The sequence below is a fragment of the Rhodococcus sp. IEGM 1409 genome (genome assembly GCF_030056735.1).
Classification (GTDB): Bacteria; Actinomycetota; Actinomycetes; order Mycobacteriales; family Mycobacteriaceae; genus Rhodococcus_F.
Map to the genome: position 1 here is coordinate 42,567 of NZ_JASHKN010000009.1, position 23,854 is coordinate 66,420.

Genomic DNA, 23,854 nt, shown 5'->3' on the forward strand with positions numbered 1-23,854 from the left:
TCCCTTCGACCGTCACGTCCGACTCAATTCACGCCAGATCTTCTGCTGCACTTTCTCGATGCGCCGAGGCGCCTTTGGTTCCCAGAGCAGCCGCATACCGGCCTCAGCCGGTGTGCGATCCGCTTTGCGCTGATTACAGGAACTGCAGCACGCCACCAGATTTCCCCACGTGTTCGGGCCGTTACGGCTTCGTGGCTGGACATGGTCGATTGTCGTCGCCCGGGCGGCGCAGTATGCGCACTGACGACCGTCCCGGTCGAAAACACCGGCAAAAGTGGCCCGACTGGAATCGGTGACCGTCACCCGGTGAGCAACGTACACGTACTCGGTGAGCAGGATCGTCCGAGGCAGTGGGATCTCGATGTGCTTGGAGCGCACCGGAAATATCGGGATCACGTCTTCGGTGGACTGCGCGGAGCCGGTGGCGATCAGGACGACCGCACGATCGGAGCTCACTTCACCGAGGTACTCGTACGTGGCGTTGAGTACGTGGACGGACCGGCTCATCCAACTGTGAGAGGCGGCGGCAGGCGCGCGGTTCGGATTCCGCATGAGAGTTCTCAGTTCGTGTCGAGGAGTGAAACTCCTGGACACGACGACGGGTCAGGAGCAAGTGCGATAAATGGGGAACGGCATATATTCAGCGCCACTCTGTACCCCGAACGCGGGATGGGAAATGCCGCGAGGTGAGTGCCCGCGCAGGTGCAACGCTTGCTTCCAGTCGCGCATGCCTGTCCCTTCCACTTCTTGTTCTCTCTTCACCGGCGATTGCCGGCGCCCATCATCACACGGAAGGCATCCTCAGCGATATTGATTTATCAGGTCGGAGAAGTCGACCTGGAAATACCGCGGTTTGACGCCGGAACGCGCGGCTTGATCGAATGAGCCATGACTTCGTCGTACATCGACCTACGCTCGGACACCGTCACCAAGCCTGACGCGGAGATGCGCAAGGCGATGGCCGACGCAGAGGTCGGCGACGACGTCCTCGATCACGACCCGACCATGGCGGCGCTCGAGGAAGATGTGGCGCACACTCTGGGGTTTCCGGCGGCACTGTGGGTGCCGAGCGGATCGATGGGCAACCTGATTGCGCTGATGCTGCACCTTCGCCGCGGCGATCAGTTCCTGGCACCGGAGCACTCTCACGTCTTGGGTTCCGAATTGGGCACCGCCGCCTGGCTCGCCCAGGGAATGCCGATGGCACTGCCGCACGACGGCGGACCCGGACGCCCCAGCCCCGAGACCGTCGTGAAGGCGGCAGGCTCCCCCGGCCCGTATTTCACGTTGAACACCACGCTGCTCTGTCTCGAAAATACTCACAACTTCGCCGGCGGTGCCGTGATGAATCCGACCGAGTGGACGACACTGGTCGACGCGGCACGATCACGCGGCTTGAAGATTCACCTCGACGGCGCCCGTCTCTGGAATGCCGCTGCTGCACTTGATGTTTCGCTCACAAAATTGACTTCGGGCGCCGATACCGTCCAGGTGTGCCTGAGCAAGGGACTCGGTGCGCCGGTCGGCTCGATATTGGCCGCATCACCCGAATTGATCACCGAAGCCCGAAGGATCCGCAAGATGCTCGGCGGCGGTGTTCGCCAGGGCGGTGTGCTGGCCGCAGCCGGCATCGTCGCGCTGCGCTCACAATCTCGCCTGTCCGACGATCACGACAATGCGCAGCGCCTCGCGTCGGGGCTTCGTGAACGCGGTTGGGCTGTCGACGAACCCGCCACCAACATCGTTCTCGCTGCCACGGCCGATCCGTCGGCCACCGTTGCTCAGCTCGCCGCTGTCGACGTCGGCGCGGTCACCGTTGCCGGGAAGGTTCGGTTCGTGACACATCGAGACGTGAGCACTGCCGACATCGACGCGGTTCTGTCCAGGGTAACCTTCTGAGCTATGCCAACAGGGGTTGAACCTCCTGTGCGACAGAGCGAATGAACTCTCGGACATCCGGTTCGTCAACGGTCGGTTGGAGTACCACGGTGGTTGCACCTGCGTCCACCCATCGCCCTGCTGCTGCCGCAACTTCGGCCGCGGTGCCCGCGGCAATCGCCTCCTCCGGAGACTCGCTACCGGACGCCGCGGCCTCGGCAAGGGCGCGCTCACGACCGCCGGAACCGAAAGCACAGATGACGTAAACGACCACCTCGTGATCCTGCGCTCCGATGTGAGCGATCGCCCGACGCACGCCTTCCGGGGTCGTCCCACCCGAGAGCACAGTGCCCTGCGCCAACTCACCACTGAGCGCCAAAGTCTTTGGCCCCGTAGCACCGACGAGCAACTGCGGCACCTTCTCCGGCGGCCACGCCAGCTTGACGTCCGTGAGATTCACATATCGACCGGACACCGTCACCGACTCACCGCGCAGTAGCCGCTCGACTGCTCCGAACTGCTCCCGGAGGAGAGTCAACGGCGATTCGGCCTTGGCGCCGATCTGCCGCATCCAACTCTGAACGCCGTGACCGAAGCCAACTCGCAGTCGATCCGGATGAACTCTGGCCAGCGCCGAAATCTCCATCGCCGTGATCGCGGTGTTGCGCATCGGGGTCGGCAGCACGCCGATCGCTACTCCCAGACGCTCACTTGCAGCCAATACAGCTGCAGCAGTGGCTATTCCTCCGCCGAAGAAGCAGTCCTCCCACAGCCAGATCTCACCGATACCGCTCTCGTCGGCATACCTCGCATGCCGGACAAGGTCCTCCGGGGGCTGTTCCGGGCGCAGGACGACGGCAATCCGTGCGGTGCTCATGCCGTCACCAGAAACGCGGTGATCTCGTCGGCGGTTCGACGGCCCTGATCGCGGCCGAGTTCAGCTGCGGGACGCCTGGTTGTCGGCGAGAGCGAGTTCGTTCCGATCGCTTCGACGACGGCGCGGTCGGCGAAGATCGGCAGCACGCGCGCGGGCGCCATCACATCGATTTCCTCTCGTAGACTGCCGCCCAGAAGATTCGGGGCGGGGTCGGCTGCGGGTGAAAGAACCACGACCACATCGCAGTCGGCAGCCAGATGAACATTCGAGCCACTCGCCATTCCGCCGTCCATGTACCGGTCACCGTCGATCGTGACTACCGGCCACACCCCGGGGACGGCGCAACTCGCTCCAACTGCGTCGATCAGTTCTACGCCGTCAGCATTGCCGAACACCCTCAACTCACCGGTCTGTGCGTTGATCGCCGGGATGCGCAACTCCCGGTCGGGCCACGAACGATTGGGCAGCCGCGCCTCGATGACCGCACGACGCACAGCGGGTTCGACGGTATCGGCTCCCATCGCTGCCTCGCCGAGCAAACAGAGTTGCTCGGCCCGGTCCTGCGATCCTGCGATCGCGTCGACGAACATCTGACCGAGTACCTCGACATCGACCTTCGGATCGATCTCGCCGGTCGCCTCCGCTGTTTGTGCGGCGAAAAGTTCTTGCAGTGTTGCACCGCCTGCAATCTGAGCGCTCACCGTGGAACCTGCGGAGGTGCCGATCAACACGTCCGCCGTCAGCAGCGATGCTGCAGTGTCAGGCGATTTGTCCTGAACGCCCAACAGAAAACCTGTTTCCCAGGCGATTCCCGCAACGCCGCCACCGGCAAGTACCAACCCCAATTTCACGCCGTCCACCTCTCGTCGATCACGATCCGTGCCCGAAGTCGACGTTAGACCTACTCTGAAGTGATGTTCATGCGCAGCGCAAAGACATTTGTTCCCGACGCACTCCGCGGGTTGATCGCATCCACCGACGACATCGACTGGAATCCCGACCCGGGATACCTCACTCGCGCGACGCCACTTCCACGCGGACGGGTCGCGCTCGTCTCCGGTGGCGGCTCCGGTCACGAACCCATGCACGCCGGATTCATCGGCGAAGGAATGCTCACAGCCGTCTGCCCCGGGTTGGTCTTCAGCTCACCCAATGCACTTCAGATCCACGAGGGATCCAAGGCTGCCGATGCAGGCGGCGGCGTCCTGCACATCGTGAAGAACTACACCGGCGACGTGATGAACTTCGGTATCGCGCGAGAGTTGCTACGCGAGGACAAGATCGATACCGACGTCGTACTGGTGGACGACGACGTCGCGACCGAACGCGCAGACGGTAGCGGCCCGGGGCGACGCGGTACTGCGGCAACCATCGTGGTGGAGAAGGTGTGCGGTGCATCCGCCGCCCGCGGTGACGACCTTGCGGAGGTGACCCGGATCGGACAACACGTCGCGCACTCCGCACGAAGCATGGCCGTCGCTCTGCGCCCTTGTACTTTGCCGGGTGCTGACGAGCCGTCGTTCGACCTACCGGACGGCCAGATGGAACTCGGTATCGGAATCCACGGTGAACGCGGCACAGAGCGTGTGGACGCCTTGCCCGCACCGGAATTGGTGCGCCGGTTGACGGATCCGATCATTGCGTCCCTGAGTCTTGCCGAAGGTGATCGCGTCCTCGCCGTCGTGAACGGTCTCGGCGCCACCCACCCGCTGGAGTTGCAACTACTCTTCGCCGAACTCGGAGATTATCTGGACGAACAGGGAATTCACATCGAGCGAACATTGATCGGAACGTTCATCACTGCATTGAACATGGCCGGGGCATCTATCACTCTTGTTCGCACAGACAAAGAAATCCTCGAATTATGGGACGCACCAACAAAAGCGCCCGCCTGGCCGAATGCTATGGCGCGTGAGTACACCGGCATGGGCAAGCGCGAATCATTCGGTCCCACATTCACACCCGACATCTCGCGCACTGCCGAAAGCAGCTTCGTCGGCGGCTGGATTGCGGACTGGGCCGAGAAGGTATTGGAGCAAGAACCGGCTCTTACCGATCTCGACAGACGAGCGGGTGACGGCGATTTCGGGACCAACATGGTCGCCGCGCTGGATCAGCTCGATATCTCAGCGATCCGTGACACATATTCCACTGCAACGGTATTCGACGCAGTCTCGCAGGCATACCTCGGCCACGCCGGCGGCACCTCCGGCGCATTGTTCGGCATCTGGTTCAGGCATTTCTTCCGCGTTGCCGCAGACTCGGCGGACTCCGAACTCGACCTCGGCGCGATCGCGGCCGCAGCGCGGGCAGGGCTCGACAACATCACTTCGCTCGGCGGTGCACGCGTCGGCGACAAGACAATGGTCGACGCGATAGTTCCGGCGGTCGAGTCGTTGGAGCAATCCGTGAGCTCGGAAGCCGATCGAGATGCTGCGCTGGCGAGCGCAGCGGAAGCCGCAGCGGGCGGGGCGGAGTCGACCGAAACCATGCTCGCAAACCGCGGACGTGCAAGTTATGTGGGCGAAGCCGCTCGCGGAGTGGTCGATCCGGGAGCGCTACTCATAGCGTGGTTCTTCGCTTGTGCAGTGGGGCACTAGCGAGCACTTCTGTGCTGTGACTAATCTGGCAGCCACAGCACATCGTTTGTGACGGCCCGTGGGCAAAAGCACCGGTCTCACACACCAAACAGGAGCAGCCCATGCTGAGCACAATGCAAGACGCCCCCCTCTCCATTGCTCAACTTCTCCGCCACGGTGCCTCCGTTCACGGGGCCTCCGAGGTTGTCACGTGGACCGAGTCCGGCCCGCGCCGCGTGTCCTACGCAGACGTCGGCAAACGTTGTGCACAGCTTGCGCACGCCCTGCGCGGGCTCGGCGTCGAGGGTGACGAGCGAGTCGCCACGTTCATGTGGAACAACTCCGAGCACCTCGAGGCGTACCTGACGATCCCCTCGATGGGTGCCGTGCTCCACACGCTGAACATTCGTCTGTTCCCCGAGCAGTTGATCCACGTCGCCAATCACGCCGAGGACCGCGTGATCATCGTCGACCCGTCCCTGATTCCGCTTCTCGCTCCGCAGCTTCCGTCGCTGACGACCGTCAAACACATCATCGTCACCGGCTCCTCCACTGCAGGGCTCGAAGCTCCCGAGGGCGTGCAGGTTCACACCTACGAGGGCTTGATCGCCGATCAACCCACCGAGTTCGACTGGCCCGAGGTCGACGAACTCAGTGCTGCTGCAATGTGTTACACGTCCGGTACCACGGGCGATCCCAAGGGCGTCGTCTACTCCCACCGTTCGATCTACCTGCACTCCATGCAGGTCTGCATGAGCGACGGCCCCAACCTCGCGCAGGGCGATCGTGCACTCGCGGTGGTGCCTCAGTTCCATGCCATGTCGTGGGGACTTCCCTACGCCGCGTTCATGATCGGCGCCTCCCTGATCATGCCCGACCGCTTCCTCCAGCCTGCCCCGTTGGCGGCGATCATCGCCAGCGAGAAGCCGACGTTCGCCGCGGCTGTACCCACCATCTGGCAGGGCCTGCACCTCTACCTCGAGCAGAACCCTCAGGACATTTCCTCGATGCGTGAGGTTCTGATCGGCGGCTCCGCGGTACCGCCCGCCCTCATGCACGCATTCGAAGCCGATCACAACGTCTCCGTCCTGCACGCCTGGGGCATGACCGAAACCTCCCCGCTCGGATCCGTTGCCCGCCCGCCGGCCGGTGTCACCGGCGACGCGATGTGGAAGTACCGCTACTCGCAGGGTCGATTCCCGGCATCCGTCGAGGCGCGTCTCATCGACGACGACGGCAAAGTTGTTGCACACGACGGAGTTTCCGTCGGCGAACTCGAAGTACGCGGCCCTTGGATCACCGGGTCGTACTACGGCGTCGACGCGGAAGACAAGTTCAACGACGGCTGGCTCAAGACCGGCGACGTCGGATCCATCACGGCCGACGGCTTCCTGAGCCTGTCCGACCGCTCCAAGGACATCATCAAGTCCGGCGGCGAATGGATCTCCTCGGTCGACCTCGAGAACGCCGTCATGGGCCACCCCGACGTCACCGAAGCTGCCGTCATCGGCGTGCCGGACGAGAAGTGGGACGAACGCCCGTTGGTTGCGGTTGTTCTTCGCGCCGGTTCCGAAACCACCATGTCCGAACTGCAACAGTATCTTTCGGACAAGGTTGCCAAGTGGCAGCTCCCCGAGAACTGGGCTGTGGTTCAGGAAGTCCCGAAGACCAGCGTCGGCAAGTTCGACAAAAAGCGCTTGCGAGCCGACTACCACGAAGGTGGACTCGAAGTCACGCGACTCTGACACGCATTGAATACTGAAGGTGGGCAACAGGTTTTCAACCTGTTGCCCACCTTCGTTTACGGGCGAGATACTTTTACGGTCGATACCCGACCGTATGAAAAGCGATGTCGACGTACTTCTCCGCCAATTGCGACGGTGACATCGGACCGCCGGTCTGGAACGAACGCGGTAATGACTGAGCCATTCCGAGTACCGCCCGGACGGTCTCTTCGGTATCGGTGACCGAAAAATCTTCTGATGAAACACCGTCGTCGACGATCCTGCGCATCAGCAACTCGAGCCGTTTACGGCTGGCGGCGTATCGACTTCGGCTTTCCGGTGAGACATGCCGGATCTCGGTATCCAACGCAGCATGCCGCGACCGGTGGGTCATGTAGAGAACAATCGCTTCGACTACCAAAGCAAAGCGTCGCACCGGATTTTCGCCGGCTTCCACTTCTGCCGCTTCGGTTCTGGTATTCAGTTCACTCATCGAGATCTCGAACAAAGCGGCGAGGACGGCTTCTTTGTTCGCGTGGTGATAGTAGAGCGCGGGAACGGTCACCCCGACACGGTTGGCAATCTGCCGCACCGTCGTGCCGTGGTAACCGTTCTCGTCGAAAAGCTCGAGCGAAGCCGTCAGGATGTCGGTCATCACCAGCGGCGGGAAGGACCTCCAGTCCACTGCCCCCGAATTCACCGACTCGACCTCTCCAGACATGTAATAGCCGAAATTAACGCGGTGCCATACGGATTGCTCCGTCGAGGCGGATCGTCTCACCGTTGAGCATGGGGTTGGAGACGATGTGCGCAGCAAGCGCGCCGTATTCGCTGGGATCACCCAGGCGTGAGGGGTGGGGCACCTGCTGGCCCAACGATGCCTGAGCTGCTTCAGGCAGTCCGGCCAGCAACGGGGTCTTGAACAGGCCAGGAGCAATGGTGTTGACGCGGATCAGCAGCGACGCGAGGTCGCGGGCGATGGGGAGCGTCATACCGACGACGCCACCCTTCGACGCGGAGTACGCAGCCTGCCCGATCTGGCCGTCGTACGCTGCGACCGAGGCGGTGTTGATGATGACGCCGCGTTCACCGTCGATGGGTTCGGTCTTCGAAATACGCTCCGCGGCAAGACGAAGGACGTTGAAGGTGCCGATCAGGTTGACGTCGATGACCTTCTTGAACGCATCGAGGGGGAAGGCGCCCTTCTTGCTGACCGTCTTGACTGCGTTGCCGATTCCGGCGCAGTTGACCGCCACCCGCAGGGGTCCGAGGGACTCGGCCACGTCGAGTGCAGCGGTGACCGCAGCCTCGTCGGTGACGTCTGCCGCCGCGAAGCGGACCCGATCACCGAGCTCCTTGGCGATGGCTTCACCGTTCGACGATGGAAGGTCGATGATCACGACGCTCGCGCCGTCGGCAAGAAGGGCTTTGGTGGTGGCCAAGCCGAGGCCGGATGCTCCACCGGTGACGACGGCGACGCTGTCGTTGACGATCATGAGAGTTCCTTTCGAAAGGTTATGTGTTTCAGATGCGTTCGATGATGGTGGCGTTGGCCATGCCGGCGCCCTCACACATGGTCTGCAGACCGTAGCGTCCGCCGGTGGCCTCGAGGTGGTTGACCATCGTGGTCAGCAGACGAGTACCCGAGGAACCCAGGGCGTGGCCGAGAGCAATGGCGCCGCCCCACGGGTTGAGCTTTGCCGGGTCGGCGCCGAACTCGTGAGCCCAGGCGAGCGGCACGGGAGCAAATGCCTCGTTGACCTCGTACGTGTCGATGTCGTCGATGCTCAGACCCGCGCGCGCGAGCACCTTGTGGGTAGCCGGGATGGGCGCGGTGAGCATGAAGATCGGGTCGTCGCCCGCGACGGAGAAGGAATGGAAGCGTGCTCGCGGCGTCAGCCCCAGCTTCGACGCCATTTCTTCACTCATGATCAGGGCCGCCGACGCGCCGTCGGTGAGCGGCGACGAGTTACCGGGAGTGATCGACCACTGTGCCTCGGGGAAACGCTGCGCGTACTTCTCCGAGTAGAACGACGGCTTCAAGCCGGCGAGGCCCTCGGCGGTCGTGGACGCGCGAACCGTCTCGTCGACGGTGTGCGAGACGGTCTCACCGGCGGCATCGGTCACCGAGATCGGCAGGATCTCCTTGTCGAAGAGCCCCTTCGCCGCTGCCTCCGCTGCCCGCTGGTGGGACTGCGCAGCGAATGCGTCGAGAGCCTCGCGGTCGAACTTCCACTTCGCGGCGATCAACTCCGCGGAGATGCCCTGATTGACCAGGCCTTCGGGGTAGCGAGCCGCGATGCCCGGACCGGAAGCGTCCTTCCCCATCGTCGTAGTACCCATCGGGACACGACTCATCGACTCGACGCCCGCCGCGATCACGATGTCGTATGCACCGGCGATCACGCCCTGCGCCGCAAAGTGCGCAGCTTGCTGACTTGATCCGCACTGGCGATCGATCGTGGTGGCGGGTACCGACTCGGGGAATCCGGCCGAAAGTACCGCGCTGCGGGTGATGTTGAGAGCCTGCTCACCGGCCTGTCCGACGCAACCGCCGATAACGTCGTCCACCAAGGCGGGGTCGAGGCCGTTTCGATCGACGATGGAACGCAGAACGTGGGCCATCAGTTCGACAGGGTGCGTCCCGGACAGAGCTCCGCCCGGCTTGCCCTTGCCTGACGCGATCCGGACTACATCGACGATCACTGCCTTGGTCATCTTCGTTCCCTTCGAGGACGTGCACTGCTGGGGCGGTCCGGCACCCGAGTTTCGTGGCACCGAGCGCCGGACCGAGATCGAGGGAGCGCCCTGACTTAGCGCTCGCTAAAGGATTACCATCCCGCCAATACACCCGTCAAGGAGAAGCCACGGGCACGAGGTCGGAATTCAGTACTGAAGTCGCCGAGACAACAAAAGTCGCCCCACGCCTGGGCAGGCATGGGGCGACTTCTCATCGAGCATTGCGAAGCTGCATGTTCAGCGCACGCTGGAGATCACATCGACTCGGCGTGCGGCACCAGCGCCGCCAATCATGGGTGTAGGTTGGCCGCGCCGCCGTTCGGCGTCAGAACCGAACCGATATTCGAGTCGGTTCGCGGCGTGACATCCGTTGCCGAGCACATCGTAGGAGCGTACTGAGTTCCGAACAATGACGCCTTCGACAGGAACGTCATGTAGTTCTTCGGGTTTGCGTACTTCCCGGCATCACCGTCGGTATTGATGTAAACCGCCGGGTTGGGGGAAGTCGTGACGACCTGAACCGAAGGCAGCGTGAAGGTCGCGCCGGCGAGCGCAGTCAAACCCGCATCAGAGGTATTCGAGCCGCCCGGACTCGCACCCGCAATCGTTGTTCCGACTCCGCCGTTGAGGGAAAGATACGACCCCGTAGCGTCGGCAGCACCACTTGCGTTTACTCGAGTGACAACCGGAGTGCCACTGAATCCACTACCCGTCCCGGAGACTATGGACGCAGACGTATAGGTCGCCGGATCGATCTTGAATACGAGGTTCAATCGATTCAGATTGATGACAGTGGCACCGCCACCACTTGTCGGAACAGTTTGCGAGCCTGGCTGAATCGTGTAGGTGCCCGGTGTCGACGACGAGTGCGCAACCGACATGGAGTGAGCCTGCAGCGGCTGGTGAACATTGCCGGCAATGAGCGAAACGGGATCACCCATGCAGGCATTGTTGTAATTCGTCGTCACATTGTGGGCCGATGCCGGCACAGTTGCCGCCAACACCAATCCACATGCTGCCGCAGAGATCGCAGCAGCAGTTCCGGCACGCCGAGCGAGAGATACAGTCATTTTGAACCTTTTCTTTCGTTGAGAAACGATTGACGTTCAACAAGATGAAATGTCGCAACTGATTTCGAATCGCGGCATCATCGCAAAGAAAATCTCCTCCTCCCTACCCGTGGACAGAACGAACTCGGATACAGCGCCATTCCGGGAATGGCGTTTCCCGGAGGCGAGACAGATTCGAATACCGTTGCAGGACAGTTGAGAGTAGATTTCAGCTCAGAAAGTCCACACATGGTCGGCGGTAGAAAATCGATATAGGGGTAAGCCTCCGCAGCGATGCAGAACAATCACATCCTGCGTCCAGTGCCGGCGAGAATTCTCGCATCCCGAAACCCTAGAACAGGTACCAGTTTTCTCACTTTGCCGACAAAGTCAAGGAAAGGCGAATAGTTCATACTTTAGACGCAGCGCCAGGGCCCTTCGCCTCAACTGGAAGTTGGAAAACCGGTCGAGCAGTCGAAAAATACTGGCAGACAACGCAAATAGATTGGCTCCACGAGAGTTCGATTCTCTCCACGCTCATGTTGCCAGGTGACAATTCGCGGGATCGCGCAACTCAACCTGTCCACCCGGCCATCCCTTAGTACTTTTGGACGATAGTTTGCAAATTTCGCCCGAAATGTCCGAAATCGGATACTCTTCCGCCACAAGCAATCCAAGCCACACGGGGATTCGGACGTGGCACGAATTGACTACCAGCCGCAGGGGGACTTGATCGGGAGGTTAACCGTTGGACCTGCGATACGTCGCCTTCACGCGTGCCGACCCGCATTACTACGACCGCATCAGAACAGCGGCTCGAACTGACTCACCGCCCAACCAGCACTTCACTCCCGACAGGTCAGTGGATTGGTCGCTCTGGCGACGCGGTCCCCAAGACGGACCGTGGAACTACTTACAACCGCCTGGCGCCCCGCTACCCGAGCAGGGATGGAAGATTCACTGCTCCGCTACCCAAGCCAATGCACAGGAACTGCTCGATACTGTTTCCTCGTATTGCGGCCATAACCTGGTGCCGTTCAAATTTCTTCGGACAGCGACAGACCTCATGTTGTCCAACAGCAAGCAGGCCAATCGGACCTCCAGCGGAAAATTCATCACGATCTATCCGTCGGATGGCGTTGCCACACAACGAGTCATCAGCGACGTGGAGAAGCTCGTCGGGGGTGCCGACGGGCCGTACATCCTCAGCGATGTGCGATGGAACCGGGGACCGCTCTACCTTCGATACGGCGCGTACCTGCCCCTGGAGACCTACGATTCACTCGGCGATCGAGTTCCGGCAATCAGACGTCCTGACGGTTCACTCGAACCCGATGTGCGCGGCACCTACTTCAGAACACCCGACTGGGTGAAGATCCCGGACTTTGTTCGTACGCAACAAGACAAACTCAAATCACCAGGCGAGTTCCCCTTCTCGGTTCGAGAAGCCCTGCACTTCAGCAACAGTGGAGGAATCTACTCTGCGTTCGACAGCAACGGCGTCAATGTGGTCATCAAAGAAGGCCGGCCCTTCACCGCCCCGGACGCCAACGGCCGGTACGCGATCGACCGCATCCGTAACGAGTACGACACGTTGACTCACCTTGCCGACAACCCGTACTCACCTTCTGCGATCAGCTTGTTCGAGCGAGAGGGACACCACTTCCTTGTCACCGAGCGCGCTCCCGGCACTCCCCTGAATCAGGAAATTGCGCTCCGCTACCCGCTGATACGTGCGGACCAGACACTCGGTTCCCGAACGGAATACAGAACCTGGGCGCTCGACATCGCAAAACAGTTGACCACCGCAGTCGAGAGCTTCCACAACGCCGGAATCGTTCATGCCGACCTTCACCCCGGCAACGTCATGTGCTCACCGTCTGGTATTCGGATCATCGACTTCGAGATGGCCCACAACATCGACGAGCAGCCGCCCCGTTCCACCGGAGCCCCCGGGTACACCGCACCACCAGAGCTGACCGGGATCGAGGCGGATCGATACTCCTCGGGATGCATCGAGTTGGGACTCTTTGTCCCACTTACTATATTGTTCCCCCTCGATTGCAGCAAGATTCCCGAACTCATCGACTTTGCGGTGTCTCGATTCGATCTTCCTCGCGCCTTCCGTGCCTCGCTCTACTCGATGCTCGGCGTACAGCCGCCGGGATCGGAGGATCACCAGCATCGTTGGGACGCGTCGTCGCGGGAGACCTTGCTACGTACGGGCGCTCTCTTACGCTGCGGAATCCTCGCCTCGCTCGATCTCTCCCGCTCTGATCGACTCTTTCCCGGCGACATCGCCCAGTTCGAAGTGAACGGCTACGGCATTGCTCACGGCTCGTGCGGAAACCTACTCGCCGATAATCTTCCCACCGACACCTTGGAGTCAGTTCTGGAATGGACTGAACATCAAGTTGATTCGGATACGCAACCACGGTTCGGCTTCTTCGACGGGCTCGCGGGTGCGGTACACACCTTTCGGCATCTAGGACGACATTCGACTGCCGACAGATGGGTCGAGACTTTGTGCAGAGCCCCACTCGACGAGCTCGACTCCAGCCTCTTCAGCGGCCTTGCCGGAATCGGTTGCCTACTGCTCGAGGAATCGGATTCACGACCGATGGTGTCACCCGCTCTCGCTGTCGTGACAGAAACTCTGCGCGAACGAATTTCGTCCGCTCGCACGCATGTCCGCGACACCGACGGAACGCCTTGGGCAGTGGCCGGCCGAGGTGGGCTGATGCGGGGACCGAGCGGACAAGCGCTGTTCTGGACTCGCCACTACGAACTGAGCGGTAATCCTCGATCGCTGGAACACGCACGCCAGCTCGTCGACATCGATCTGTCTGTGATGCAGATGTGCCCTGACGGATCGATGCAGCTGAGAGAGGAGCGCCGGACAATGCCGTATCTCGGATCGGGATCCGTCGGTGTCGGGCTTGTGCTCCTACAGCTTCTGCGCCATGTCGACGAACCGCGTTACGCAGCTGCGGTACGTGCGATATCCCGCGCCACCACAGTCGAATTCACCGCTCAAGCTGGGCTGCTCAACGGTCGAGCTGGATTGATTCTGTTCCTCGGCGAGCTCTCCACGACCCCCTATGCCGACGCCGATTGCGAAAGCACATTGGCCCAACAGCTACAGTTTCTGGGCTTGCACTCCGTCAAACACCAAGGAAGCCTGCACTTTCCAGGTGAGCAGAACCTGAGACTCTCGACAGATTGGGCAACCGGATCTGCAGGAATACTGGCATTGCTCCGACATACCGGATCGACAGCTGCCCGACAGTCGTTTCCACTGATGTGCGCGTCAAACTGCCACATCTCCTAATTGTTCGGAAGTTATCACCCCCGGAAGATTGGAGCACAGAATTATCAGGCCAAGAACCTGAAATGAAATCAGCACCGCAAGAAAACTCGATCGACAAATCCATCGGCAAAAACGCCGATCAACAAAGGAACTGACAATGGACGCTATCCTCTCCCTTCAAGACCTTTCAGTCGCCGCCGGCAACGTCGGAGATGCCGGCCAGCTCGATCAGAACGCGGCTATCAGTTCGCTCAGCTTCTTCTGCTGAGCTCAGGCCGATACCTCGGATCAAATCCGGGGTATCGGCTTTTTCGAATCTTTATCGCAACACAAAATGCGGGCCGTCTCGTCACCTATCGACGAGCCGACCCGCATCATCAGGTTATTCCGCGCTGAACGAGGGAATCATCATGCTTCCCATCACCGCCAAGCCGCTGACATCTCGAAGCGAACCCAGAGCATTACTCAAGAAGGAAAAAAGCATTAGATACTCACCTCCTTAAGTCGCGAGTAGTCGGATCGGAAGGTCATCCCTTGACCCATCCGTCACTCGACAATGCAGTCAGCATTTCGAAGAGGCTGACGTGGATCGATAACAGCGACCCGGTGAAAAGAACAAAGACGTCTTCCACGGAACCCATTTTCACTCTCCTATCTATTTGAACGGATTGAACGGGACGTCGAGACCGAAGTCCACAGAGAGTGCAATCGGCATTGTGATGATGGACTTGAAAGCAGTCAGCATCATGGGCAAGAGGGCCGAAACCGAACCCAGATCAGATGAATTCATCTCACATCCCCCTATTCGCTCGAGATTCCGGTGAGCCCGTCGATGACGGCCCCACCCGCATCTATTGACCCGTAGGCGAAATTCATAATCGCCTGCAAGAACGGAACTAACATTTCCCACTCCTTCGCAACGGACAGTCGCATGTCGTCGGTAAGAATTTCCTTCACCCGAATGACGGGATCTGGGGCCGAGCGATCACGATGTGGGTGTAACCGTAGACAAAGTTCTAGAACGCGTGCCAGTTTTCGCGATTTATTTCAATTTTTCCGTCTTAAGTCGGAGATTCGACGGCTAACTCATAGGTGAACTAGTCCTTAAGTTCTAAACAAAATGCCGAAAATCGGGGTTTCGCTTGTCGCGCCCATTACAGAATGAACGGTATTGTTTCATCATGGGACGCATACACACTTCACCGAACTTCATCCCCCGATGATCTACGCGACCTGGAGGCAATGCCGAGGGCAGATCGTATGGTCATTGGCGGTGATATTCCTGCTGATCCTGACAGCCACGATTTCACAGTGGTTCGTCCAGCGTTCGGGCGAGAGTTGGGTTTCAGGGGGCATCTGCTCACGCTGGTACGACGGAGGTGGCGGTTGCCGCGCCGACACCGCTCTCACCTTGACGACGCTTCTCGCACTCCTACTACCGTTCGTCTCAGGAATGCTGGTCGGCGTAACTACATTCTCGAGAGACTTCGAGCAGGGGCCCGAGAATCTCGACCTTCGGGAATCCACCAACCTTGTTCGGTGGTATTTCTCGCGGATCCTGGTGGTCTTCGTGCCGGTCACGCTTGCGATGACTCTCCTCGGTTTGGTGCTCGGCTGGACCCATTCGCTGGGCCGCGGAGCAACCACAACAGATGAAATGAGCTCGTTCTCCTTGATGGAGTTCCCCAATTTTCATACGACAGGAATCGTCGTCGGCGCCTACACCTTTGTCGCCATGGTCACCGGCAGCGCGGCCGCATTGCTCGTGCGCAACACCGTCGTCGCGATGGTCACGACTCTTCTCGTGTTCTTGATCGTGCCCGTCGCGTTGAGCGCAATGGTCCGCGAGCACTACGCGTTTCCCGACATTGAAGTCCAACCCATCGACGGACGGGCACGTGCCGCGGAATACGCACCGTCTCCGTATCAAAATCTCGACTCGAGGTGGGTCATCGGTGCCGGCTTCGCCGATACGGACGGCAACATGATCGACGCCGACTACTCAATGTGCAGGGGCTCAGACAATTCCGATCAGACGCAGCAAGACCGTGAGATCGACGACTGCCTTCGAGAGCAGGGAATCGATCACTACGCCTTGACCTATCACTCACAGAGCCGGTACTGGCTATTTCAGTTCATCGAGACTGCCGTGATGCTGTTGTGCGCCGGGGTGATGATGATGCTCGCACTCTTCGGTGCGCGTGGACTACGTCGACAATCCGCCGAGTGCACGATGTCCGAAATGTTGAAAGTCGCTGAACAGTAGTAAGTTTCACTTCGACATCCCTTGTATTCGAAATTTTGTTCGGATGTGATTGCTTCATGGACAGTCGGGAAGCGTGGCAGCTGGATGGTGAAGACCTCGAGAGTGAGGTTCTGGATCTGGTGCGCGTCCGGCACGAGTTGCAGTCGCGGATGGTCTTGCTGATCGTGGAGATGTTCGCGGTTGCTCCTGCTTGAACCTGTTGTCGCGGATGCGTTTCACCGGGGTGATGTGGATGCGTTGAAAGCGCGTCAGGTGGCGTTGTTTTGTCAGCATCCGCCGAAGAACATGACCCCGGCGGATGTGGACAAGGCCCGCGGAATTCTGCTGGGGTTGGCGTCGAAGAACATTGCTGATTGTGATGCGGTGCGGGCGGCGATTCGGCGGATCGAAAAGCAGTACGGAAAACGTGAAGACGGCGTTCCGCTCGAGTGCGGCAAGGAAGTGCGGACGGCGACGGTTCCGCAGCGGCGTGCGTTGGCGGTGCGCGATGGTGGGTGTGCGTTTCCGGGGTGCGGGACACCATCGGGATGGTGCGATGCTCGCCATCTTGTGCACTGGAGTGACGGTGGCCCGACGGATCTCGACAACCTGATCTTGTTGTGTGGTCATCATCATCGGACACTGCACCACACCGAATGGCGGGTGGAGATAGGCCCCGATCGGAAGGCGGTGTTCTACCCGCCTATGTCGATCGACCCGCACCAGCACCCGGTCGGCGGAAACAGCCCACCCACAGCAGCCTGAACGGGCACAAACTGAAGACGTGAGCACCGGGGACGAACCACGCCCCGGCACTGACGTGCGTTGACCCTCAGATCCCAGCCCTACGCACTAGAGCGTCAGTGGCAGAAGGGGATACAACATCAATCGCCCGGAGAAGCCCCGCATATCGCGGATACATCTCGGCGGGGCGAGTATTGATCGCCCGCAAGATCCACGACGCAGCTTGATCGGCTGTCAGCGCCGGCTGGCTCACGTAATCCGCCGTCGGCGCGATCATCGGTGTTCGTATGAGCGGGAATTGCACTGTGGTGACATCGACACCGGTGCCGTGACACTCCGCCCCGAGGCTTCGGCCGAAGGCACTGAGAGCAGACTTCGACGCGTGATAGGCGCTGAACCTGGGCATGACCCCGGCAGTAACTCCCCAGGTTCCGACGTTGATGATGTGCCCGGACTTCGCCTCGAGCATCGCGGGCAGCAGACGCAACGTCAGTCGTGTAGGTCCGAAGTAGTTCAGTGCCATGGTGCGCTCGTAGTCGTGGAATCGGTCCACCGAATCCAACGCGGTACGCCGGATCGAGCGACCCGCATTGTTGACGAGGATGTCGACCGACCCGAATCGATTCGCGATCGTCTCCGCGAGTTCGTCGACGGCTTCCCGCGGGAGAGGTCCGCAGGCACGATGTGCGCCCATCCTCCTCTGCGGTGAATCTCGTCCCGCACGTGTTCGAGGTTTTCCTCACCGCGCGCGACCAAGATCATCTCTGCTCCCCGACGAGCCAAGAGGTGGGCAGTCGCCTCACCGATCCCCGAGGAGGCCCCCGTCAGAACGATCGTCTTGTCGGAGAGCGTGACGCCACGCGACGGAACAAGTGAGCGCAGACGCGTCGGCGGACTCAATGCAAGATTGCTGAGAATCGATCTGATCACGTCGGCCTCGGTTCGATCTTCGCGTGCGATTCGGTGCGAACCCGTCCCTGAACAGCCCACTTCGGACGCACCGCGGAAATTACTCAAAAGTAAGTTATGGCGCCGTTTCGGCCGTGTCAAGAATTCGTCGAGATCCAGGAGTACCTGCCACTAGCTTTTCCTGATACCTCGGGTTACATTAAACCCAGACCGAGTGCCAGCGATCACACAACCGGCCCTCGATTCCACCGAATACCGCGAGAAACACCAGCGGTGACCGAAACGAAGAGGAGACGCCATGACGCTCACATCGCCGCTCGACAAGCGCGCAGAAGCATCCGACGACTCGTACAACGAGACGCTTCGACTCCTGTCCGAGGGCTCGGTGCACAAGCACTTCGACCCGTACCTCGACATCGATTGGGATTCCCCCGAGTTCGCCGTCGTCCCCAACGATCGCCGCTGGATCCTGCCGGCCGAGACAGACCCGCTGGGTGCACACCCCTGGTACCAGGCGCAGTCCGAGGCCAAGCAGATCGAAATCGGTATGTGGCGCCAGGCCAACGTCGCGAAGGTCGGTCTCCAGTTCGAGAACATCCTGATCCGCGGCATGATGCAGTACGTCTTCACGCTGCCCAACGATTCGGCCGAGGCGCGCTACTGCACGCACGAGTCCGTCGAAGAGTGCAACCACACGATGATGTTCCAGGAGATGGTCAACCGCATCGGTGCCGACGCTCCCGGCATGAGCCGTCCGATGAAGATGCTTGCACCCTTCATCCCCCTTGCTGCGGGTCCGTTCCCCGAACTGTTCTTCGTCGGTGTCCTCGCCGGTGAAGAGCCGATCGACCACATTCAGAAGAGCGTCCTGCGCGCCGGCGGCCAGATCCACCCGATCATGCAGTCGGTCATGGCTATCCACGTAGCCGAGGAAGCACGCCACATCTCGTTCGCGCACAAGCTTCTGAGCCGTCGCATCCCGCTGATGTCACGCCCGAACCGGTTTGTCCTCTCGCTGCTGTTCCCGATCGTCATGCGCATTCTCTGCGACGCCATCGTCATCCCGCCGAAGTCCTTCTGGAAGCAGTTCGACATCCCGAAGTCCGTGAAGAAGGACCTGTTCTGGGATCTGCCCGAATCGCGTCAGACCCTGCGCAACTACTTCGGCGACGTCCGCATGCTGGCCACCGACACCGGCCTGATGAACCGTGCCTCGCGCTTGGTGTGGAAGGCCTGCAAGATGGACGGCCGCGCATCACGCTTCCGTAGCGAACCTCACCGCAGCTCGCACAACGCCGCCGCGTAGCTCCCGGACAGTCGAGATCGGACTCATAGCGCCATGCCACACGTAGTCACGCAGTCCTGTTGCAGCGACGCCTCGTGCGTCTACGCCTGCCCGGTCAACTGCATCCATCCGACGCCGGACGAGCCGGACTTCCTCACCGCCGAGATGCTGCACATCGATCCGCAGGCCTGCGTCGACTGCGGGGCATGTGTCTCGGCCTGCCCGGTCGACGCCATCGTCCCCGAATCGAAGCTGACCGACCCGCAGCGAGTGTTCCTGTCCATCAACGCGGACTTCTACAAGGAAGAGCGGCCACGGCCGCTTCTCGCCAAGGTCATCCCGGCAGCTCACGTCGACGAGGGCCGACCGCCGTTGCGAGTTGCGATCGTCGGTTCAGGCCCGTCCGCGATGTATGCAGCGGACGAGTTGCTGACGCAGCCCGACGTGCAGGTCAACGTCTTCGATCGACTGCCCGTGCCCTACGGCTTGGTCAGAGCCGGAGTTGCTCCGGATCATCAGAAGACCAAGCAGGTCACCCGCTTGTTCGACAAGATCGCGGCGCAAAAGGGTTTCGAGTTCTACCTCAACGTCGAGATCGGCAAGCACATCTCGCACAGCGAACTGCTCGAGAATCACCATGCGGTGCTTTACGCGGTCGGCGCTTCGTCCGACCGGGGTCTCGGCATTCCGGGTGCTGATCTGCCCGGCACGGCCTCGGCCACCGACTTCGTGGCCTGGTACAACGGCCACCCCGATCACGCCGACGACGTCTTCGACCTCTCGCATCGCCGCGCGGTCATCATCGGAAACGGAAACGTCGCACTCGACGTCGCTCGCATTCTGACGGCAGATCCCGAGAAGTTGGCGGGTACCGACATCTCGGCTCACGCACTCGCCGCTCTGCGGAAGAGTCGCGTCGAAGAAGTTGTCATCGTGGGTCGCCGCGGAATCGCGCAGTCCGCGTTCACCGTTCCCGAGTTCACCGGTCTGATGGCACTGCCGGACATCGAACTGTCCGTCGGACCCGACGACATGGTTCTCGACTCGGCAACCGAAGAACTGGCAAAACGCGGCGAGCTTCCGCATGCCGTCGAGCAGAAGTTGCGGCTACTCGAAGCCCTGAAGAACCGCGATCACGTCGACGTCGGCAACAAGCGCATCACGTTGCGCTACCTGCTCACACCGACGTCGATCACCGGCGACGACCAGGTCAGTGGAATCGAATTCGCTCGCAACGCCCTTGTCGACGTCAACGGAACGGTGCAAATCGAGGCGACCGGCGATACCGAGACCATCGACGCCGGGCTGGTTCTCACCTCGATCGGTTACCGCGGAGTGCCCATCACCGGCGTCCCGTTCGACGAGCGTGGTTCGGTCATTCCGAACGAGAACGGCCGCGTCCTCGAGGCTCCGAACGGTGATCCCGCCACCGGCGTCTACGCAACCGGATGGATCAAGCGTGGACCGAGTGGGTTCATCGGCACCAACAAGTCCTGTGCGCAGGAAACCATCAGGATGCTCGTCGACGACTTCAACGACGGCCGCCTGACCAACCCTGTCGCCGACGACTCCGCCGTCGATCGTCTGGTCCGGGCGCGACAGTCCGACGTCGTCGACCGCGAGGGTTGGCACGCCATCGACAAGGCAGAGTTGGAACGCGGCGCTGCACACGATCGCGTCCGCGAGAAGATTCTCGATCAGGTGGAGGTCACGTCGATCCTCCAAGCCGCAGCTCGGGTGAAGCCGACTCGTCGATTCGGTCGACCCGTTCGCGCTCGCTGATCCACTACAGGTAAACAGCTACTTTCACGCACACCGCCCCGCCTGCAGACTCGTCTGCCGGCGGGGCTGTCTGCGTTGAGCCGGCGTCCCACTCAGCGAAAATTTATGCCCGTCAGCGGCGAAAATCGTGTAATACTGCAACCTGTTCCAGTAAGCGGCACAGCGGGCCACGATCTCAGGATCCGGCGCGCCAACCAGATGAGGATTGCATGAGCGAGACTGCAACGCCGGCGCCGAACGGGAGTGTGACGCCTGCAGTAGAGGGTTGGTTCACCACCGGCGACGAACCTGCTCTGATCGGCACGAAGTGCCAATCCTGCGGCACCATTTCCTTCCCTCGTGAGGCAATGTTCTGCAAGAACCCGAGCTGCTTCAGCGAAGAGTTCGACGACGTGGAACTCTCCCGCCGCGGCACCGTCTGGTCGTACACCGACGCGCAGTACCAGCCGCCGCCGCCGTACATCCCACGCTCGGATCCGTACGAGCCCTTCGCTCTCGCAGCAGTCGAGCTGCCTGAGGGCATCGTCATCCTCGGCCAGGTGGCCGACGGATACGGCGTCGACGACCTCAAGGTCGGCAATATCGTCGAGTTGGTTGTCGAACCGCTGTACACGGACGAAACCGGAGTTCGTACGACGTGGCGCTGGAAGCCTGTCGCCGCCGATCAGGAGTCGCAGTCATGAGCAAGGACGTCGCAGTACTCGGTGTGGGCATGCACCCCTGGGGCAAGTGGGGCCAGTCGTTCGTGAAGTACGGCGTTGCCGCCGCTCGCGCCGCGCTCGCCGATTCGGGTGTTGACTGGCAGGACGTCGACTTCATCGTCGGCGGCGAGACCGTCCGCAACGGTTACGGCGGATACGTCGCCGGCGCCACGTTCGCACAGGCACTGGGCTGGAACGGCGCGCGCGTCGCCACGTCGTACGCCGCGTGCGCAACGGGTGCCCAGGCACTCGACACGGCGCGCGCTCGAATCCTGGCCGGCCTCAGTGAGGTTGCGCTGGTCGTCGGCGCCGACACCACGCCCAAGGGTTTCCTCGCTCCCGTTGCCGGTGAGCGTTGGGACGACCCGGACTGGCTGCGCTTCCGCCTCATGGGTATGACCAACCCGGCGTACTTCGCGCTCAACGCGCGTCGTCGCATCGACCTCTACGGCGCAACCGCTGAGGACTTCGCCAACGTGAAGGTCAAGAACGCCAAGCACGGCCTGGGCAACCCGAATGCGCGCTACCGCAAGGAAGTCACCGTCGAGAACGTGTTGGCCTCCCCCGTGGTGTCCAATCCCCTGCATTTGCTCGACATCTGCGCGACGTCCGACGGCGGCGCTGCCATCTTGCTGACGTCGATGGAATACGCCCGCAAGACGGGCATCGCGGAACCTGTTCGGATCAAGGCTATTTCGACGGTCACGCCGACGTTCCCGCAGACGATCATGGACATGCCGAACTTCTCCACCGATTCCAGCTCCGCCGTCCCCGCTCCGGAGCGCACGTTCAAGGAATCCATCGGCTACGCCGCGTACGAAGAAGCCGGGATCTCTCCCGAGGACGTCGACGTCGCCGAGGTCTACGACCTCGCCACCTCGGTGGAACTGGACTGGATCGAAGACCTCGCCCTGTGCAAACGCGGCGAGGCCGAACATCTCCTGCGTGCGGGTGACACCAGCATCGGGGGCCGCATCCCGGTCAATCCGTCCGGCGGCCTCGCATGTTTCGGCGAAGCCGTTCCCGCACAGGCACTTGCGCAGGTCTGCGAGCTCACCTGGCAGCTTCGTGGACAGGCCGAAGGCCGCCAGGTCGAAGGTGCTCGCATCGGCATCACCGCCAACCAGGGCCTGTTCGGCCACGGCTCCTCGGTGATCGTTTCCGCCTGACCCGGTTCTGCTTTCGTGGCGGTCGCTCACTCAACCGTGAGCGGCCGCCACGATCACGTCTGCCACTGCCCCTGGCTGTGAAACCAGTGATGCGTGCGAGGTCGGGAGTTCGCTGGTGTTCGCGCCCATCCGGTTTGCCATGAACCGCTGCGCCGACGCTGGGATCACGCGATCCTCACCGGCGACCAGATACCAACTCGGCGCGTTCGCCCAGGACGGCGGCCCGCCGAGTTCGAGGTTCGCCCACAAAGCCGCGGACTTCTGATGCGCCAACATCATTGCCGCTGTCTCGTCGGAAACGTCCTGAGCAAAGACGGAATGAAAATACTCGTCGGTGACGTAGCCGTCGACGTTCTTACCGCCGATCGCATGAGGATCGTCGACGATCTTCAATCCCAGAGCCGGAGGAAGCAATTGGCTGCCAGGGAATCGAATCGGATCGATCGTGATCTGCACCGGCTCTCCCTGAACCGGAGCAAACGCCGCGATGTACACCAACGACTGCACCTTCGGGTCGTGGATGTTGGTGATTACCGCGCCGCCGTACGAGTGCCCGACGAGAACGACGGGGCCGTCGATGTCCGCCACGGTCTTCTCGATCACGGACGCGTCGTAAGCCGGCCCGCGCAGAGGATTGTCCGGCACCACGACGCGATAGCCACGCGAGCGTAGGTCGGCGGCAACGCCGTCCCAACTGGTCGCGTCGGCAAAGGCGCCGTGAACGAGAACGACAGTTGGCTTGGGGCTTGCCACCGCGGCACCAGAGCCGAAGATCAATCCGGCCGCAACTGTCATGAGCAATGCCAGAACTGCTGTGAATACACGTGAGATCTTCATGCGTTCCCTTCACTCTCGTCGAAAAG

The 23,854-nt window shown here is 61.3% G+C and carries 18 protein-coding genes and 2 pseudogenes; 10 read left to right on the forward strand and 10 right to left on the reverse strand.

Annotation, left to right across the window (positions count from 1 at the left end; all coding sequences use genetic code 11):
• Window positions 1-12: 12 nt before the first annotated feature.
• Window positions 13-552: an HNH endonuclease gene (locus tag QM716_RS21825; RefSeq protein WP_283306204.1), complete on the reverse strand. Its 540-nt coding sequence runs from the start codon at window positions 550-552 to the stop codon at window positions 13-15.
• Between the two features lie 336 nt (window positions 553-888).
• Here QM716_RS21825 and QM716_RS21830 point away from each other — a divergent pair, with 336 nt between their 5' ends.
• On the forward strand, window positions 889-1,899 hold the full coding sequence (locus QM716_RS21830; protein WP_283306205.1) for a threonine aldolase family protein: 1,011 nt from the start codon (window positions 889-891) through the stop codon (window positions 1,897-1,899).
• A gap of 1 nt (window position 1,900) precedes the next feature.
• Here QM716_RS21830 and QM716_RS21835 read toward each other — a convergent pair whose 3' ends face one another.
• Both QM716_RS21835 and QM716_RS21840 read right to left on the reverse strand, forming a co-directional pair.
• Window positions 1,901-2,755, reverse strand: coding sequence for an LLM class flavin-dependent oxidoreductase (locus QM716_RS21835; RefSeq protein WP_283306206.1), 855 nt, complete (start codon window positions 2,753-2,755; stop codon window positions 1,901-1,903).
• Window positions 2,752-3,615, reverse strand: coding sequence for a patatin-like phospholipase family protein (locus tag QM716_RS21840; RefSeq protein WP_283306207.1), 864 nt, complete (start codon window positions 3,613-3,615; stop codon window positions 2,752-2,754). The genes QM716_RS21835 and QM716_RS21840 overlap by 4 nt, the downstream gene beginning before the upstream one ends.
• A gap of 54 nt (window positions 3,616-3,669) precedes the next feature.
• Between QM716_RS21840 and QM716_RS21845 the strand changes: the two genes are divergently transcribed.
• Both QM716_RS21845 and QM716_RS21850 read left to right on the forward strand, forming a co-directional pair.
• Window positions 3,670-5,355 carry a dihydroxyacetone kinase family protein gene (locus QM716_RS21845; RefSeq protein WP_283306208.1) on the forward strand — a complete coding sequence of 562 codons (1,686 nt, stop codon included), beginning with the start codon at window positions 3,670-3,672 and terminating at the stop codon, window positions 5,353-5,355.
• Window positions 5,356-5,456: 101 nt separating this feature from the next.
• Window positions 5,457-7,079, forward strand: coding sequence for a long-chain fatty acid--CoA ligase (locus QM716_RS21850; RefSeq protein WP_283306209.1), 1,623 nt, complete (start codon window positions 5,457-5,459; stop codon window positions 7,077-7,079).
• Between the two features lie 73 nt (window positions 7,080-7,152).
• On the opposite strand, the gene QM716_RS21855 is transcribed toward QM716_RS21850, so the two are convergent.
• From QM716_RS21855 to QM716_RS21870, 4 genes are all read right to left on the reverse strand, one after another.
• Window positions 7,153-7,779, reverse strand: a complete 627-nt coding sequence (locus QM716_RS21855; RefSeq protein ID WP_283306210.1) for a TetR/AcrR family transcriptional regulator — start codon at window positions 7,777-7,779, stop codon at window positions 7,153-7,155.
• 13 nt (window positions 7,780-7,792) lie between these two features.
• On the reverse strand, window positions 7,793-8,554 hold the full coding sequence (locus QM716_RS21860) for a 3-hydroxyacyl-CoA dehydrogenase (protein ID WP_003942978.1): 762 nt from the start codon (window positions 8,552-8,554) through the stop codon (window positions 7,793-7,795).
• Window positions 8,555-8,582: 28 nt separating this feature from the next.
• Window positions 8,583-9,776 (reverse strand): thiolase family protein, encoded by a 1,194-nt coding sequence (locus tag QM716_RS21865; protein ID WP_283306211.1) that lies wholly within the window; start codon window positions 9,774-9,776, stop codon window positions 8,583-8,585.
• Between the two features lie 311 nt (window positions 9,777-10,087).
• Window positions 10,088-10,867: a hypothetical protein gene (locus QM716_RS21870; protein WP_283306212.1), complete on the reverse strand. Its 780-nt coding sequence runs from the start codon at window positions 10,865-10,867 to the stop codon at window positions 10,088-10,090.
• Between the two features lie 727 nt (window positions 10,868-11,594).
• On the opposite strand from QM716_RS21870, the gene lanKC reads away from it, so the two are divergent.
• Window positions 11,595-14,177: a class III lanthionine synthetase LanKC gene (gene lanKC, locus QM716_RS21875; protein ID WP_283306213.1), complete on the forward strand. Its 2,583-nt coding sequence runs from the start codon at window positions 11,595-11,597 to the stop codon at window positions 14,175-14,177.
• 634 nt (window positions 14,178-14,811) lie between these two features.
• On the opposite strand, the gene QM716_RS21880 is transcribed toward lanKC, so the two are convergent.
• Window positions 14,812-14,946: a hypothetical protein gene (locus QM716_RS21880; protein WP_283306214.1), complete on the reverse strand. Its 135-nt coding sequence runs from the start codon at window positions 14,944-14,946 to the stop codon at window positions 14,812-14,814.
• Between the two features lie 483 nt (window positions 14,947-15,429).
• Between QM716_RS21880 and QM716_RS21885 the strand changes: the two genes are divergently transcribed.
• Together QM716_RS21885 and QM716_RS21890 are read left to right on the forward strand one after the other, a co-directional pair.
• On the forward strand, window positions 15,430-16,422 hold the full coding sequence (locus tag QM716_RS21885; RefSeq protein WP_502942121.1) for an ABC-2 membrane transporter-related protein: 993 nt from the start codon (window positions 15,430-15,432) through the stop codon (window positions 16,420-16,422).
• A gap of 56 nt (window positions 16,423-16,478) precedes the next feature.
• Window positions 16,479-17,166, forward strand: a pseudogene (locus QM716_RS21890) (HNH endonuclease signature motif containing protein).
• A gap of 67 nt (window positions 17,167-17,233) precedes the next feature.
• On the opposite strand, the pseudogene QM716_RS21895 reads toward QM716_RS21890, so the two are convergent.
• Window positions 17,234-18,075 (reverse strand): annotated as a pseudogene (locus QM716_RS21895) (SDR family oxidoreductase).
• A 277-nt stretch (window positions 18,076-18,352) separates the two neighbouring features.
• Here QM716_RS21895 and QM716_RS21900 point away from each other — a divergent pair.
• The 4 genes from QM716_RS21900 (at window position 18,353) to QM716_RS21915 (ending at window position 22,991) form a co-directional block, all read left to right on the forward strand.
• Complete coding sequence (locus tag QM716_RS21900) at window positions 18,353-19,360, forward strand: AurF N-oxygenase family protein (RefSeq protein ID WP_230815979.1); 1,008 nt, start codon at window positions 18,353-18,355, stop codon at window positions 19,358-19,360.
• A gap of 33 nt (window positions 19,361-19,393) precedes the next feature.
• On the forward strand, window positions 19,394-21,121 hold the full coding sequence (locus tag QM716_RS21905; RefSeq protein ID WP_283306217.1) for an FAD-dependent oxidoreductase: 1,728 nt from the start codon (window positions 19,394-19,396) through the stop codon (window positions 21,119-21,121).
• Window positions 21,122-21,330: 209 nt separating this feature from the next.
• The gene (locus tag QM716_RS21910; RefSeq protein ID WP_283306218.1) at window positions 21,331-21,804 is read left to right on the forward strand and encodes a Zn-ribbon domain-containing OB-fold protein; all 474 of its coding nucleotides are present in this window, start codon (window positions 21,331-21,333) and stop codon (window positions 21,802-21,804) included.
• Entirely contained in the window at window positions 21,801-22,991 is a 1,191-nt protein-coding gene (locus QM716_RS21915; RefSeq protein ID WP_283306219.1) for a lipid-transfer protein, read from the forward strand. Before QM716_RS21910 ends, QM716_RS21915 begins: the two co-directional genes overlap by 4 nt.
• 30 nt (window positions 22,992-23,021) lie before the next feature.
• Here the strand turns inward: QM716_RS21915 and QM716_RS21920 are convergent, their stop codons facing one another.
• Complete coding sequence (locus tag QM716_RS21920) at window positions 23,022-23,828, reverse strand: alpha/beta fold hydrolase (RefSeq protein ID WP_283306220.1); 807 nt, start codon at window positions 23,826-23,828, stop codon at window positions 23,022-23,024.
• Between the last annotated feature and the right edge of the window lie 26 nt (window positions 23,829-23,854).

What these genes read in the sequence shown, in the direction of transcription:
- QM716_RS21825 (WP_283306204.1), bottom strand. Translation starts at nt 552, where the DNA reads ATGCGGAATCCGAACCGCGCGCCTGCCGCCGCCTCTCACAGTTGGATG.
- QM716_RS21830 (WP_283306205.1), top strand. Translation starts at nt 889, where the DNA reads ATGACTTCGTCGTACATCGACCTACGCTCGGACACCGTCACCAAGCCT.
- QM716_RS21835 (WP_283306206.1), bottom strand. Translation starts at nt 2,755, where the DNA reads ATGAGCACCGCACGGATTGCCGTCGTCCTGCGCCCGGAACAGCCCCCG.
- QM716_RS21845 (WP_283306208.1), top strand. Translation starts at nt 3,670, where the DNA reads ATGTTCATGCGCAGCGCAAAGACATTTGTTCCCGACGCACTCCGCGGG.
- QM716_RS21850 (WP_283306209.1), top strand. Translation starts at nt 5,457, where the DNA reads ATGCTGAGCACAATGCAAGACGCCCCCCTCTCCATTGCTCAACTTCTC.
- QM716_RS21855 (WP_283306210.1), bottom strand. Translation starts at nt 7,779, where the DNA reads ATGTCTGGAGAGGTCGAGTCGGTGAATTCGGGGGCAGTGGACTGGAGG.
- QM716_RS21860 (WP_003942978.1), bottom strand. Translation starts at nt 8,554, where the DNA reads ATGATCGTCAACGACAGCGTCGCCGTCGTCACCGGTGGAGCATCCGGC.
- QM716_RS21865 (WP_283306211.1), bottom strand. Translation starts at nt 9,776, where the DNA reads ATGACCAAGGCAGTGATCGTCGATGTAGTCCGGATCGCGTCAGGCAAG.
- QM716_RS21870 (WP_283306212.1), bottom strand. Translation starts at nt 10,867, where the DNA reads ATGACTGTATCTCTCGCTCGGCGTGCCGGAACTGCTGCTGCGATCTCT.
- QM716_RS21880 (WP_283306214.1), bottom strand. Translation starts at nt 14,946, where the DNA reads ATGAATTCATCTGATCTGGGTTCGGTTTCGGCCCTCTTGCCCATGATG.
- QM716_RS21900 (WP_230815979.1), top strand. Translation starts at nt 18,353, where the DNA reads ATGACGCTCACATCGCCGCTCGACAAGCGCGCAGAAGCATCCGACGAC.
- QM716_RS21905 (WP_283306217.1), top strand. Translation starts at nt 19,394, where the DNA reads ATGCCACACGTAGTCACGCAGTCCTGTTGCAGCGACGCCTCGTGCGTC.
- QM716_RS21910 (WP_283306218.1), top strand. Translation starts at nt 21,331, where the DNA reads ATGAGCGAGACTGCAACGCCGGCGCCGAACGGGAGTGTGACGCCTGCA.
- QM716_RS21915 (WP_283306219.1), top strand. Translation starts at nt 21,801, where the DNA reads ATGAGCAAGGACGTCGCAGTACTCGGTGTGGGCATGCACCCCTGGGGC.
- QM716_RS21920 (WP_283306220.1), bottom strand. Translation starts at nt 23,828, where the DNA reads ATGAAGATCTCACGTGTATTCACAGCAGTTCTGGCATTGCTCATGACA.